Consider the following 13,852-nt stretch of genomic DNA (forward strand, 5'->3'; position numbering starts at 1 on the left):
TAATTTCAAGCCTAAATCTTAGGCACTGAACCGTGGCAAGCCGCCCCTGCCCATGTGCGCAGGCACAATGCGGCAATGGATACCAAAACCCCACTCACTATCAAATTATCCGCCGGCATCGATACCGAGTTTTTGCAGCCGACCGCAGACCAGCCGCGCCGCTTTAAGGGCGTGGCCAACTCCGGCCGTGCATTTGGCAACGGCTCTTATCAGATGGCGGTTGATTTCGCCAACCTGACCTACAAGCCCAAAACTGCCGTACTGGTGGAGCACAACGGCCACATGGTGGCCGGTGTCTGCACCTTGAGCGTGACCGCCGAAGGCCTGATTGCCGAAGGCGAGCTGCTGGACAACGAGTACGGCAACATGGTGGCCGATGCCTCCGACCGCGAATTCCCTTGGGAAATGTCTGCGTACGTGCAGGCCGCGCGCTACGAGGAGTTGGCCGCCGGTGCCAAGCTGTCGGTCAACGGACACGAGGTGGCCGGGCCCGCGCTGATTATGCGCGACTGCACCATCCGCGAAGTGTCGTTTACGCCCGTCGGTGTGGACGGCAACACATCCGCCGTGGCTTTGAGCAACGGCAAGCCATTTGATTACACCCCCAACCAACCCCAGGAGTTGAGCATGAATGCTGAAGAGCAAAAGGCGTTTGACGAACTCAAACAGGAAGTCGAAACCCTGAAACAGGAAAACGCCGATTTGAAAAAGTCCAAACGTAAGGCGCAGGTAAACGCCAAGTTGTCCGCCGCCGGCTTTGCCGAAAAAGCGGACGGTGAGGGCTTCGTAGGTGTATCCGCCGCCACCTATACCGCGCTGCTGTCTGCCGGTGACGATGATTTGGCCGCAATGGTGGCCGATCTGCATACGCCACAGGCCGAAGGCAAGCAAACCCCGCCTGCCGCGCTGTTGTCGGATACCAAGCCGCCTGCCGAGCAGGACGCCCCCGACGGCGTGAAACTGTCCGTCGCCACCAGCAAAGGCTCTTTTGGAGGCCAATATGTCTGAAAAAACCAATCCGCAAACCCTGGGCCCGGTTACCGGCTCTTTCCTGAAATACGAAGCTACCCCGATGACCCGCGCGAGTGTGCCCGCTACCAAAGGCACCAAGATGGGCACGTTTGTCGAATACCCGCTGCGCGGCAAGAAACTGTTGGCATTAACCAACGAAGAGGACGGCAAAGTGCAGGTGCAGCCGCATAACTGCGTAATTGACCTGACTCTGGTCAAAGAGACCGATGTCAATGCCGCAGCCTCCACCGGCGGCAACCTCGAAGGCCTGCAGAAAGACGGCGACCCCTACGGCATCGTCTACCAAGGCACTCCGGCTAAATAAGGCTGCCTGAAAAAGGCTGTCTGAAATGCGCACGGCGGCGCTGTATCCGCTGCCTGCGCCCCACTATCCATTAAGCAAAGGAATATCCCATGCCATTGTCCGATAACAGCAAGTTCGGCATCAAAGCGCTGACTCAAGCCGTCAATACTATTGAGCCGGTACCCACCCAAATCCGCGATTTAGGCATTTTTACCCCGCAATACCTCACCACCACCTATGTGGATGTGGAAAACCGCAATGGCGTATTGCAACTGGTGCAGAGCAAAGAGCGCGGCGTAGCCGGTGCGCCGGTGTCCGATAAAACCCGTACCGTCCGCACATTCCGCATTCCGCACCTGCCGGTAAACGACGTGGTGCGCGCCGACGACGTGCAAAACGTGCGCGCTTTCGGCGGTACGCAGGCGAAAACCGTGCAAGAAAAGGTAACCGACAAGCTGGCTGATGCCAAAAACAACCTCGAAATGACCCGCGAACACCTGATGCTGGGTGCCTTGTGCGGCAAGATTTTGGATGCCGACGGCAGCGAGCTGTACAACATCTACAACGAGTTCGGCCTGACCCGTAAAACCTACGACTGGGCTTTGGATACCAATACCACCGAAGTAGGCGCAGTTATCGACAAAACGCTGGCCGAGCAGCGCGCTAAACTCAAAGGTGCCTATGTGACGGGCTGGGTGGCTCTTTGTGGCATTGATTTCTTGGCCGCCCTGAAATACCACGAATCCATCAAGCACATGTACGAGCGTTACCGCGACGGCGCCGCCTATCGCGAAGGCAACGGCATCAACCCCATCGAGTTCGAACACAACGGCATCAAGTTTATCCACTACACCGGCGACTTTGGCAATAAGGCGGCCAAAATCAAACCGGAAGAGGCCATCCTGCTACCGGTTGGCAACAAGCTCTATGCCGAGTTCTTCGCGCCTGGCGATATGAATGAGACCGTAAACACCAAGGCTCTGCCGTACTACGCCACCCGCGAAAAACTGCGCCACGATTTGGGCTGGAGCCTGCGCGCCCAATCCAACCCGCTGCCGCTGGTATTGCGCCCCGAGCTGGTGGCTACACTGACCGTTTAAGGCTACCTGAAAAATGAGCAGCATCATTACCCGACAAGACCTCATCGACCGCTTCGGCGAGGGCGAATTGGTGGTTTTGACCGACCGTGAAGGCAGGGGCGTTATCGATGACGAGGTGCTCAACCGCGCCATCGAAGACGCCGAAGCCGAAACGGCGGCCTACATCCAAGCCGCCGGGCTGGTGCTGCCCTCGCCGCCCAAGGTGCTGGTGATCAAAGTGTGCGACATCGCCCGCTACTACTTGCACGACAACGGCGAAACACAGGTGGTTTTAGACCGCTACAAGCAGGCGATTGCCTGGTTGCGTGATGTGGTACGCAATCCGCGCCTGCTCGACCCTGATGCAGTGGTGGCTGATGCCAAGCCATCGGCTTGTGCCGTCCGTCCCAATGTGCCCGAAGACAACTGGGAGATTGCACCCAGATGCAGATGATAATCCAAACCGACCTGCCGCCCTTAGCCAGGCAGCTGACCCGGCTGGCGGGACGGTTGCAGGATTTGACCCCGGTTATGTCGTCCATCGGCGGTTTGGTGGAGGGTAGCACCCGCCGCCGCATTGCCGAGGAAAAAACTACGCCGGAAGGCGACCCTTGGAAGCCGCTGTCTGCCCGTACCATCGCGGCCAAAACCAGCCGCAGCGGCAAAACGCGCGGCGGTATTTTGGTAGACCGTGGCAACCTGCTCAAGAGCATTACCCACGAGGCGGCGGCCGACAGTGTGATTATCGGCTCGGTCATGCTCTACGCCCGCTGGCTGCAGGAAGGTACGCAGCGGATGGAAGCCCGCCCGTTTTTGGGTTTGTCCGATAAGGACTACCGCGATATTGACGAGCTGTTGGCCGATTGGCTCAACGGCCTGATTGAGGAGGCGTAATGGCCGATTTGCCAATGCACAGCAACCTGCTGGCGGTGTACCCGCGCATATTGGAGCGCATGAAAACCGTACCCGGCGTGAAGTCGGTACGCGAGGTGGGCGACCTCAACCACCTGCTCAATACTGCCGACAAGCGCCGCATGGCGGCTGCGGTGGACGGCGCGGTGTATGTGGTATTCGGCGGCAACAGCCCCGACGATTCCGCCGGCGGCGGGCGCATGATGAAGGAAACCCTGTACTTTACTTTTGTCCTGTGCCGCCATAACCCGGGCGAAAAACCCATCCTGTATGAGGCCGGGCAAACACTGGCCGCTATCCAGCAGGCGTTTCAGGGGTGGGATGCCGGGCGCGAATATGTGGCCGGGCCGTTTCAGCGTACCGCTTCGCCCGCTATCGAATACAACGACAAGTTTGTGTTTTTCCCGATCAGCTTTACCGTGCCCGTGGTGCTGCGCGCCAAGGCCGATTAACCCCCGTTTAACCCACGTTTAAAGGAGCAATAAATGTCCCGTTTACAAGACGACGGCCTGATTGTCGAAGGCACTGTGATGGCGCGCAACCGCCGCCTGCCCGATACCGGCTTTTTGCCCATCGGCAACGTTACCGCCCTCAAACTCAAGACCGAGAGCGAAAAGAAAACCCGTACCAGCAAGCAGAAAGGCAGCTACGGACAGGCGCTGGATACCATCACCATTAAAAAACCGACCACCGTGTCCTTTACCCTGGATACTTTCGACAAGACCAATTTGGCAATGGTGCTGATGGGTGCCGACAGCGTAGTGGATGCCTCTGCGGTCAAAACCACCGACCAGCCGGTCACCGTTACCAAAAAAGGCATTTGGATCAGCCTCGGCCACGCCAACCTCGACCCGACCAAGGTTATTGTCAAAAACGCCGCCGGCACCAAGGTGGACGAAGCCGACTACGAACTCAACGCCAATATCGGCCTGGTACTGGTCAAAGAGTCTTGCACCACCGTGCAGGACGGCGAAGAGGTCAAAATTACCCACACCACTAAGGCGGGTGGCGGTTTCCACATTGATGCCGACAAGGTGAGCGACTGGGATTTGGAAATCATGGTCGACACCACCAACCGTGTGAACGGCAAAGAGGGCAAGCTGCACATCCCGTCTGCCGTGATTGCCTCCGATTCCGAGCTGGATTGGTTTGCCGACGACTTTAACAGCGCCAGCTTTTCCGGCAACACGGTGCTGGTGGCCGGTTATCCATCCTCCTACAGCTACAGCGAATTTAACTAACCTCTATCCCTACCTCTGCAATACTCCGAGACTTCGGCGGCCTTCCCGGCCGCCTTTTTTTACGGGCGCCATAGGTGCTGAAGCGCTTACCGCCACCCGTAGGCTACCTGAAACCCATACTGCGCCATCATGGCGACAAGTGCGAGCAAAAAATGGCAAAACAGATCGAAGCAGGCTTAAAAATCAAGGCTGGCGTGGAAGGTGCGGAAACCCTGCGCCAATTGGCCGATGAAATCGAAGCGATGGGCGGCGACACCGCCCAGCTGCGCGAACAGAGTAAATCTTTGGGCGAGGCGTGGCAGCGGGTGGCGGCGCAACAGGCATTGATTGCCCGTTTCCGCGAGCTCAAAACCGAATCGCGCGGTTTGGCTGACGAGCTGGCCGCTACGCAGGCAAACATCAATACGCTGGCGCAACGGATGCAGGCCGACCCGTCGGCGGCATTACGCCGACAGTTTGATGCGGCCACGCAAAAGGCCGCGCGGCTCAAGGATAAACAATCGGAGTTGCAGCAGAGTTTGCAAAGGGTGCGCAACGAGATGCGCGCCGCCGAGCTGCCAACCCGTAACCTGCACCAAGAGCAGGCGCGCTTGGGTGAGGCTGCCAAAGCCGCCGAAGCCAAACTGCACGGATTAACTGTCGAGGCGCAGCGCCTCAAGTCGACGGCTGCCGCCCGCGTACGGCTGGGATTGGATGTGGACGACCGGGTACGCCGCGAGATTACCGCCACCACCGCCGCCTACCGTACCCTGCGCAGCAGCGGCACCCTGACCAAGCAGCAGCTCGCCCGCGCCACCGAGCTGTACAAGGCCCGGCTGCGCGAACTCAAGGCCGAACTGGATGGTGTGCCGGGCAAGATGAGTCCGATTGCCTCCTCGCTCAAAGGCCTAGGCACGGCCGGGCTGGCCGCCGCCGGGGTTGGTGGCGGGCTGTACGCAGTCAAAGAGGGCGTACAGGCGATTTTGGATAAGACTCAAGAGTTCCAGCAAATCCGCAAGCGCCTGGACTACGCTTTCGGCGGTGCCGAAGAGGGCGGCAAGCAGCTGGATTTTGTGCGCGGCGTGGTCGAGCGCCTGGGCTTGGATATGGTCAGCGCCGCCAACGGCTACGCCCAGCTGGCCGCCGCCACCAAAGACCTCAACATCAGCCATGCGCAAACCCAGCAGATTTTCAGCGGCGTGGCCAATGCCGTCGCCGCCATGAACTTGTCGGCAGACGAAGCCAACGGCGTGTTCCTTGCCTTGTCGCAAATCGCCGGCAAGGGCAAAGTCAGCATGGAAGAGCTGCGCGGCCAGTTGGGTGAGCGGCTCTCTCCGGCAATGGCGATTGCCGCCAAATCAATGGGCGTCACCACCGCCGAGCTGGAAAAAATGGTCGAATCCGGCATCAGTGCCGAAGAGTTCCTGCCCAAATTCGGCGCGGCCTTGGAGCAGGCGTTTGCCGCCGATGCCGCCCGCAATGTGGAAACGCTCAACGGCCAAATCAACCTGCTTAAAAACCGCTTCGCCGAGCTGCTCAACGGCTTCGGCGAAGGCGGCGTGGCCGAAGCCGCTATTGCGGTGCTGCAAGACGTCGGCGAAATGCTGGACTGGTTGGAAGAGCGCATCAACGGCATGGATGCCACCGTATCCGGCGGCCTGAAAGACACCTTTGTTTCCGCCTACGATGCCATCAAAGAGGGCGCGGTCGCCGTCTATGATTTATTAGACACCGTGCTGGATGTCATCAACAGCATCGGCGGCGGTATCTCTACCTTGGCCGGTAACAGTGCCGAGGATTTCGACTTTATCAAAGGCCTAATCAACAGCGTCAATATCGCCTTGGGTATCCTGCGCGACGGCATCAGCGGCATCGGTATCGGTATCGACCTGATGGCGGGGGCGGCAATTCAGGGCGCGGCCTTAATCAGCGAGGCCCTGTCCAAAATCACTACCGGTGACGTGTCCGAACAGTACAAACGCGCCGCCGAAGAGATGACCGCCGCCGCCGAAAAACACTATGCCGCAGCCGAACAGGCGGCGATGGAGTTTGAGTCCAAGACCGCCGAAGCCATCCGCAAGGGTGCGGAAACCGAACAAGACCGCTATCAGCGGCTGGAGCAAGAGGCGCGGGCAGCTTACCAATCCGCCGCCGATGCTGCCATCCAAGCCTCTGCCGAAGCGCAGGCGGCGCAGGATAAGGCTAATGCCGCCATCGGCACCGCTGCCGAGCAGATGGCAACCAAACAGGCGCAGGAAGCCAACCGTGCCGCCGGGGCAGCCGCCGCGGCCGCGCAGAAGGCGGAAGACGAATGGCTAAAAGCCTTTGTGAATATCGGTGGCGAAACCGAAGTGGCGGCCAAAATCACCGCACCGCTGCGCGATGCCGGTTTGGCTGCGCAAACCACCGCACAGGATGTCGGCCAAGTATCCAAAGCCTTAGCCGATGCCAAAGGCGCGGCCAGCGGCTTGGGTTTGGATTTGCGTGCCGCGATGAGCGAGCCGACTCCGGCCATGCAGTCGATGCTCGGCAATTTGGACAAACTGCGCGGCGGCTGGCAGGAGATGCAGGAGAGCGGCATCAATGCCGCCTCACTGGTGCGCCAGGCGATGGCCGGTATGCTCAAGACTGCTGCTAACGAAGCCGACTTGCAGGCGGTCAAGCAGCAGTTCGCCCGACTCGGCCAAGAGGGGCGGCTCTCCATGCAGGAGGTCGAACAGGGCATCATCGATGCCGACCTGCGTTTGCAGGAGCTCAAAGGTACGGTTGACCCCGTAACTGCTGCCTTTAAGCGCTTGGGTATCCAAACCAAGGAGTCGCTCACACTGGCCGCGCGCAATATGCAGTCCGCCTTTGAGACGGCCAAGGCCAGCGGCCAAGCCAGCACCGAAACGCTCAACAACGCCTTCAAGCGCGCCGCCGATGCCGCACTGGCTTCCGGCGACGCGCAGATGGCGGCTTGGGTGCGCAGCAATGCCGCCCTCTACGGCTACCGCTTGGAGATGGACAACACCGGCAAGACTTCGCTTCAGCTGGCGCAGACGGTGGAGTCGTCTGCCAACCGCCAAACCTCGGCCATCAACCGCAGCGCCGCTGCGGCCAAACAACAGTCCGAGGCCATGAGCAGCACCGCCCAAGCGGCACAACAGGCTTCAGGCGGCCTTAAAACCTACAAGGCGGTTACTTTTGACATCCTGTCCGCCAACCTGCACACCGCCGAATCGGCGCAGAAGTTGCGCGATGCGCTCAAAGAGGTACGCGGCGCGGCCATCCAGCCGTTTGCCGGTGCCAATGCCGCATGGCGGCAGCGCATTGCCATGATCAAAGATTACGAGCAGTCGCTGCGTGGTGCCAAGGCGATGACCGAACAGCTCAACGCCAAGGTCGAGGCGGGCACGGTTACCTTGGAGGATTTGTCGGTGGCCACCGGCCATGCTGCCGGTGAGTTTGCCAAACTGGACAACACCACCCTGTCCGGGCTCAACAGCGCCATCGACAAGGCGCGTGACAAGATACAGGCTTTGCAGGACGAGGCAGCATCCACCCGTGCCGCGCTCGAAGCCGAGCTGGCCGAACTCTCCGGCGACACCTCCAAAAAGGCCGAACTGGAACAGGAAAACAAATTACGCGAGCTCAACCTCAAACTGGCGGAGGCCGAGCGCGCGCAAAACAGCAAGGCGGTGGCCGAATACCGCCAGGCGGTGGAATTGCAGGAGCGCCTGTATCAGGCCAAACAGCAACAGGCCGAGGCCGAGCGCATCCGCAAGGCCGAAGAGGCGGCAGCCAAAGAAGAGGCCAAAGCTGCGCCTGCCGCGCCGGTGCAGCAGCAGGTGTTACAGATCGGCGAAGCCCGCGTGTCGCTCGACGGTACGCAGGAAGCGGCACGGCAGCTGGCCGATGCCCTGCGCGGCCGCGACGACGTGCTGGTGGATAAAACCATAAAAACCCTGTTGCAACGGCTGCAGGACGAAATCAAAAGGAGCCAATAAATGAGTACGTGGAAATTAGTACGCCAAGATAACGGTGCGGCGGTAGAGCTGCCGCAGGATATGCGCTGGACGGATGAGTTCGAGTGGTCGGCGGTGGCGCAGATTGCGCCCGTGTACAGCTTGGGCGGCGCGGTGCTGGTGCAGCAGGGGCTCAAACTGGCCGGCCGACCCATCAGCTTAGAGGGGGAGTGGGTATGGCACGGGCTCACCACCCTACGCACCCTGCGCGAGTGGTCGGACGTCCCCGGCCTGCAGCTGACCCTGCATCATTATGACGGCCGCACGTTTAACGTGATTTTCCGGTTGCACGACAAAGTATTCGGCCAGGCCGAGCCGGTGCATTACGCCACCCCCGAGGCCGAGGACGACCGCTACACCTTCGGCATTCTGCTGATGACGGTTTAACCCTGATTTAAACCCGGGTTAAATTGCGTGCTGAAACGCTTACCGACACCCCTTCGAGGGGTGTTTTTTATCATTCAGGCTACCTGTAAACCATCCCGATTTATGCCATGCCGCAAACTACCCGCCTCACCCAGCAAGACCTCAAAATCTACCCGTCCGAACGCCTGACCGACACCCCGGACGGCGGCGGCCTGATGCGCGGCACGCCGCTCACCGGCGCGGATAACGAGCTGTTCTCCCCGGTGTCCGATGTCGACCGCACTTTAGGCAGCGTGGATGCGCGCCTGATTTACCCCGGCGTATTGCGCAACGATGCCGAGCCCTTGTACGGCGCGCATTTCATCATTTCGCAGCCGCCGAAGGCCGACAACGTCTCCTATCTGTGCGCCCGCGCCGGGCATTACGGTGAGGAGCGGCAGGAAATCATGCCGCGTATCGAGGCCTACAGCGTGCCGACGATTGAGGGCCCGATGACCCTGATGGGCAACCAGCTGCGCGGCAGCCGCATAGTGCAGGCCTACCAACGCCCCGAGCAGACCCTGCCCGTGGTCGGCCAACGCTACTGCCTCAAATCCGCCACCGCCCAGCAATATATGCGTGTGATGGACGTGCAGCACGAGGTACGCACCTTTGAGACCCCCGAGGGCAAAGAGTTCCAGCGCCGCGTGGTCAAAATGGAGATTTCCGATGCGTTGGTTCACGATTTCCCGGGCGTGGCCTATCCGTCGCCCACTTACGCCAACCCGCCCTCCCAACTGCTGGAAACGCAGGTGGCCGATACCGCCAGCTATTATGGCGTGCGCCCGCTGGCCGCACCGATTACCGCCCAATCCGGCATGATTCAGGTCGACCAAATCTACGAAAAGCTGGTGCCGACCTCCATCATCGAGACCGCTTTTGCCGACCAGTTCCCCACCGGGGCGGGGGTGTGGATTCCGACCGCCCCGCGCCGCCGTATGGCGCAGATTGCCGGCAGCTACAGCGGCGACATCTATCTGGAGTCATCCGTACAGCCAGGCACGGTGGAGCTGCCCGGTTACACCGACGACGGCCAAGGCCACCTGAAAAAAGACAACAGTGGCGACGTGTTGGCGGTGGACTACGAAAAAGGCGTGATCCGCGCCGCCAGCGGCTTTGATTTGGAGGTGCTGGCCGTACCTGCCGCCCGCTACAGTGCGGCCAACTATACCGCCATCATCAACGTGGACGACACCAATCAGGGTACGGAGTGGGCGCCATTGCTGCGTCCCAAACCCGCCCCCGGTGCGACTGCCGTGTCCTTTATCAGCGGCGGCAACTGGTACACCCTGACCGATAGCGGCGATTATGTGCTGCGCGATGCCGACGGCACCGTGCGCGGCCGGGTCGAGCGCAGCGGATCGGTGTTGATTTCACTGCCTGCGCAGCCTGATGTGGACAGCAAAATTGTAGTCGCCTGGTCGCCCTTGGATGCTTTTAAAGCTATTGACGGGCAGGAGCCCGGCAACACCGTTACCCTGCCGCCGATGCAGCCCACCAGCCGCCTCACCGACAACAGCCTGCAAAACATCAAGCCCGGCACCCTGCGCCTGGGTTGGAGCCATAACGGCAGTAAGAGCGCTACCGACAGCAATGGCGCGTTGAGCGGCGACGTGCAGGGCGCGGTGGATTATGCGCAGGGCATCATCACCCTGCAAAACGCCCCCAATGCCGCCTACAGCGTAACCGCTGATGTTTACACCGAGCAGCGTACGGTCAAGCAGATGGCGCTCACCACCAATGCCGATTTGGTCGGCGGTACCATCGGCCCCTGTCAGGCCGGCACGGTGCTGATTGAGGTAACCGCCACGTTTTCCGAGAGCGAGAGCAAGTCTTATTGGGACTGGTCGGCAGTAAACGGCTTCGGCCAGTCCGCCCGCCGTGGTACGCGCACCCATTCCAGCCGCCGTGCCTACGCCCACGCTATCTCCGATGACGGTAACGGCGGCTTGGTGCTCTACGGCAAAAAGCTGCCCGGCGCTACCATCAACTACGTTTCCGGTACGTTTAGCATTCCACTGGCCGCGCTGGCACGCGATGCACGGCATATCCGCTACCAAGACCACCAAATCGACAACAAGGCCACACCCATCAGTATCAGCGTAGTGGACGACGGCGGGCCGCAGCGCAAATACAGCGCATCGGTTTCTGCCGCCACCGTGTCCTACATCGCCGCCGGTGCGGCCACCCGGCGTCTGACCCTGACCTTGTCCAACAACAGCCAGGCAGCCAATGTGCTGCAAAACAAGCCGTGGCCGCGCCAATGCCTGCTCAACTCATGGGTATTCCGCCTGGGCAGCACCCGCTTAATCGAGCGCGACGGCACCCTGTACAAAAACATCGACCCCAAAACCGGCAACGGCGAGGCGGTAGGTTATTTGGATGCCTTAAGCGGCGAGTTGGTATTTAAGGATGCCGGCGCTTCCGGCGATGTGGTTATCGAGGCGGGTGTGTACAGCCTGGCCGATATGCGGCTCAAGCAGTATTACGGCCGCACCCCCGCCGCCCCGGTCAAACCGCAGAGCTTTACCGTGTACGCCGAGGCTGCCGGCCACACCCGCACCGGCACTTCACAGGCCGACGAGAGCATCACCGGCGAGATTACCGGCCACATCGACACCGAGACCGGGTTTTTCCGGGTGGTGTGCGCCGAGGTGTTCGCCCCAGAAAGCCTGCGCTTTAACGTGGTATCGCAGTCCTATATCCCGTTGGACAGCAGCATCATCGGTATCGATGCGGTACGCCTGCCGCCGGACGGCAAAGTGCCGATTTTTAGGCGCGGCGACATGATTGTGATCGGCAACAAGCGCAGCCATGACTTGGGCAGTGCGCATTCCGCCGGCCAAACCGTATCGCTCGGCCGTGCCGACATCGATCGCGCCAGCGTGGTGGATGCCGCCGGGGTGCATGTGGATGCGGGCAAGTACGACATCGACCTGCGCCAGGGCAAACTGACGTGGGCCGACCCGCTGGATTTGAGCGGCCACACCATGCCGCTCACCGCCCACACCGCGCAAGAGGAAGAAAACCGCGTGGTCAATGTGGATATTTCAGGCCGCCTCAAGTTGCAGTTTCAGGTGGCCCGCGCCTACCCCAAAGAGGGCACTTATGTGTCTTCCGCCTTGGTGGCCGGCGACCTGCTCGTACGCCATACCGCGCCGTTCGCCATGCAGTCTTGGGGCAGGAAATGGTTGGATAGGGCAGACAGCGACCCGATTCTGGCCAAACTCAACGTCAAGGACTACCCGATTAAGCTGGTGAGCGCGGGCGCGATTACCGAGCGCTGGCTCATCTTGTTCGACAGCGACAGCCAGTTTAAATTGTACGGCGAGCATTTGGGCTTGGTATTGCAGGGCGACACCCTCAACGACCTCGCCCCCGCCAACCCCGCCACCGGCAAACCGTATTTTACCCTGCCCAAATTTGCCTTCGGTGGCGGCTGGATGGCCGGCAACTGTGTGCGCTTCAACACTTTCGGCACGCCGTGGCCGATTTGGATATTGCGTGCCGTACAGCCGTCGCCTACTGCACAAAAAACCAAGGACGGCTTCACCGGCTGCCTGCGCGGCAACACCGTCGATATTTGATTTAACCAGTATTTAACAGGAGTTTAACCATGATTCAAACCGAGCTTAAACCGGTGAGCGTGTACCGCAGTACCGATACCAATGCGCCGCAGCTGACCAATGCTGCCGGCAGCCTGAAAACCGTACTCAAGGCCTGCCTGGTTGAGGGGTATGGCAGTCAAGCCTCCCTAGGTTGGGAAATGAAAGCAGAAGATACGACTTCGGCCGTATTCCGCAGTAAAGACCCCAAAGCGAGCAATACGGCATTACAAATCAAAAATACCGGCACCAGTTATGCCGATCCGGCCATGCTGGTTGAGCCGGTTGGTTTGGATCAGGCGAAAAAAGTAATCGCGGACACCAGTAAGAGATTCCAATATTGGCGCAGCCCGTTAAGCAGTAACCGCTGGATGTTGATCGGACACGGTAGGGCTTTTGCCTTACTGGTCAAAGGTTCTGTCAAGTCGCGACTTCTTTGGTTCGGCGATTTTCCCAGCCTGGCTGCGGGTGATACCGGCAATTGTGCCATGTTTTATACCAGCGACGGTACCAGCCTCCAGATGTCTAACAGCAGCTATATGGCTCCCCGGGTTTTAGGTGCGAATGGCTCTACCGGGAGCACTTCCTTTACGTTGGCCAAATCGTTTAACGGGGTGGCCATGGGTGTTGCCGCAATCATGAGCTCGCTGTGTGCTACTTTTCAGAGGCAGGATTTCCCGGATCTAATTACCAACGGTTTGTCCATTAGCGAATGCTACCTTAACGAAAGGATAGACAACGGAGAGACTAAAATTCCTCTACGAGGTTTGCTGCCCGGGTGTTATTGGTGTGCCAATAATTTAAGTGCGGTAGAGGAATGGACTGATATGGGTAATTTTGTCGGCAGTGATGACCACTTTATCAACTGTGGTATATCCGATGTAAATAACGACTCCGGTAATATCATACTCATCAACACTACCGCTTGGCGCGCCTGACATGAATCTGTTAATCCCGTCCGGACTGCGGATTTATTCCCCGCCGCGTCATCCGCAGCCGCTGCGCCTAATCATCCCGTCCGGCCAGTTGTTTAAAGATACCGTCAACGGCGGCACCGGTTACTTTGCCGGCACCGCCGGCGGCATCGTTACCGTAGACGGCCGCCCGGCTTCGCGTCGTGTGCTGTGCCTGCGCCGCGACAATTTCCGGCTGGTACGCGATACCTGGTCAAAAGAGGACGGCACCTATCTGCTCTCGCATCTCGACCCCAAACTCGACTACATCGTGATGGCGGTAGACCATGAGGCACGCTGGGAGCCGGTGGCATGGGATTGGGTTAAACCAGCCGACAGCGCCCCCTCACCCTAAT

At 59.8% G+C, this 13,852-nt stretch carries 12 protein-coding genes; all 12 read left to right on the plus strand.

Features of this window, described 5'->3' with window-relative positions:
- Positions 1–75: 75 nt before the first annotated feature.
- Positions 76–1,008, plus strand: coding sequence for a hypothetical protein (locus H9Q10_RS04965; protein ID WP_197902910.1), 933 nt, complete (start codon positions 76–78; stop codon positions 1,006–1,008).
- Positions 1,001–1,336 carry an oxaloacetate decarboxylase alpha chain gene (locus tag H9Q10_RS04970; protein WP_197902911.1) on the plus strand — a complete coding sequence of 112 codons (336 nt, stop codon included), beginning with the start codon at positions 1,001–1,003 and terminating at the stop codon, positions 1,334–1,336. The genes H9Q10_RS04965 and H9Q10_RS04970 overlap by 8 nt, the downstream gene beginning before the upstream one ends.
- An 89-nt stretch (positions 1,337–1,425) precedes the next feature.
- Complete coding sequence (locus tag H9Q10_RS04975; RefSeq protein ID WP_197902912.1) at positions 1,426–2,415, plus strand: major capsid protein; 990 nt, start codon at positions 1,426–1,428, stop codon at positions 2,413–2,415.
- Positions 2,416–2,428: 13 nt separating this feature from the next.
- Positions 2,429–2,848, plus strand: coding sequence for a gp436 family protein (locus H9Q10_RS04980; protein ID WP_193390857.1), 420 nt, complete (start codon positions 2,429–2,431; stop codon positions 2,846–2,848).
- Positions 2,839–3,288 carry a phage virion morphogenesis protein gene (locus H9Q10_RS04985; protein WP_197902913.1) on the plus strand — a complete coding sequence of 150 codons (450 nt, stop codon included), beginning with the start codon at positions 2,839–2,841 and terminating at the stop codon, positions 3,286–3,288. Before H9Q10_RS04980 ends, H9Q10_RS04985 begins: the two co-directional genes overlap by 10 nt.
- Positions 3,288–3,758, plus strand: coding sequence for a phage tail terminator protein (locus H9Q10_RS04990; RefSeq protein WP_197902914.1), 471 nt, complete (start codon positions 3,288–3,290; stop codon positions 3,756–3,758). Before H9Q10_RS04985 ends, H9Q10_RS04990 begins: the two co-directional genes overlap by 1 nt.
- A gap of 33 nt (positions 3,759–3,791) precedes the next feature.
- Positions 3,792–4,547 carry a phage tail tube protein gene (locus tag H9Q10_RS04995; RefSeq protein WP_064086531.1) on the plus strand — a complete coding sequence of 252 codons (756 nt, stop codon included), beginning with the start codon at positions 3,792–3,794 and terminating at the stop codon, positions 4,545–4,547.
- A 152-nt stretch (positions 4,548–4,699) separates the two neighbouring features.
- A complete protein-coding gene (locus tag H9Q10_RS05000; RefSeq protein ID WP_197902915.1) occupies positions 4,700–8,515 on the plus strand; it encodes a tape measure protein in 3,816 nt (1,271 codons plus the stop codon).
- Entirely contained in the window at positions 8,516–8,920 is a 405-nt protein-coding gene (locus H9Q10_RS05005) for a hypothetical protein (RefSeq protein ID WP_197902916.1), read from the plus strand.
- Positions 8,921–9,027: 107 nt separating this feature from the next.
- Complete coding sequence (locus H9Q10_RS05010; protein WP_197902917.1) at positions 9,028–12,525, plus strand: hypothetical protein; 3,498 nt, start codon at positions 9,028–9,030, stop codon at positions 12,523–12,525.
- A gap of 29 nt (positions 12,526–12,554) precedes the next feature.
- Positions 12,555–13,481: a hypothetical protein gene (locus H9Q10_RS05015; protein WP_197902918.1), complete on the plus strand. Its 927-nt coding sequence runs from the start codon at positions 12,555–12,557 to the stop codon at positions 13,479–13,481.
- Position 13,482: 1 nt separating this feature from the next.
- Entirely contained in the window at positions 13,483–13,851 is a 369-nt protein-coding gene (locus tag H9Q10_RS05020) for a hypothetical protein (RefSeq protein WP_049258849.1), read from the plus strand.
- Position 13,852: the final 1 nt, after the last annotated feature.

It is taken from the genome of Eikenella glucosivorans, from assembly GCF_016025525.2.
Taxonomy (GTDB): domain Bacteria; phylum Pseudomonadota; class Gammaproteobacteria; order Burkholderiales; family Neisseriaceae; genus Eikenella; species Eikenella glucosivorans.

Bases quoted from the DNA above. Each gene is read 5' to 3' on its own strand.
- H9Q10_RS04965 (WP_197902910.1), top strand. From the start codon at position 76: ATGGATACCAAAACCCCACTCACTATCAAATTATCCGCCGGCATCGAT.
- H9Q10_RS04970 (WP_197902911.1), top strand. From the start codon at position 1,001: ATGTCTGAAAAAACCAATCCGCAAACCCTGGGCCCGGTTACCGGCTCT.
- H9Q10_RS04975 (WP_197902912.1), top strand. From the start codon at position 1,426: ATGCCATTGTCCGATAACAGCAAGTTCGGCATCAAAGCGCTGACTCAA.
- H9Q10_RS04980 (WP_193390857.1), top strand. From the start codon at position 2,429: ATGAGCAGCATCATTACCCGACAAGACCTCATCGACCGCTTCGGCGAG.
- H9Q10_RS04985 (WP_197902913.1), top strand. From the start codon at position 2,839: ATGCAGATGATAATCCAAACCGACCTGCCGCCCTTAGCCAGGCAGCTG.
- H9Q10_RS04990 (WP_197902914.1), top strand. From the start codon at position 3,288: ATGGCCGATTTGCCAATGCACAGCAACCTGCTGGCGGTGTACCCGCGC.
- H9Q10_RS04995 (WP_064086531.1), top strand. From the start codon at position 3,792: ATGTCCCGTTTACAAGACGACGGCCTGATTGTCGAAGGCACTGTGATG.
- H9Q10_RS05000 (WP_197902915.1), top strand. From the start codon at position 4,700: ATGGCAAAACAGATCGAAGCAGGCTTAAAAATCAAGGCTGGCGTGGAA.
- H9Q10_RS05005 (WP_197902916.1), top strand. From the start codon at position 8,516: ATGAGTACGTGGAAATTAGTACGCCAAGATAACGGTGCGGCGGTAGAG.
- H9Q10_RS05010 (WP_197902917.1), top strand. From the start codon at position 9,028: ATGCCGCAAACTACCCGCCTCACCCAGCAAGACCTCAAAATCTACCCG.
- H9Q10_RS05015 (WP_197902918.1), top strand. From the start codon at position 12,555: ATGATTCAAACCGAGCTTAAACCGGTGAGCGTGTACCGCAGTACCGAT.
- H9Q10_RS05020 (WP_049258849.1), top strand. From the start codon at position 13,483: ATGAATCTGTTAATCCCGTCCGGACTGCGGATTTATTCCCCGCCGCGT.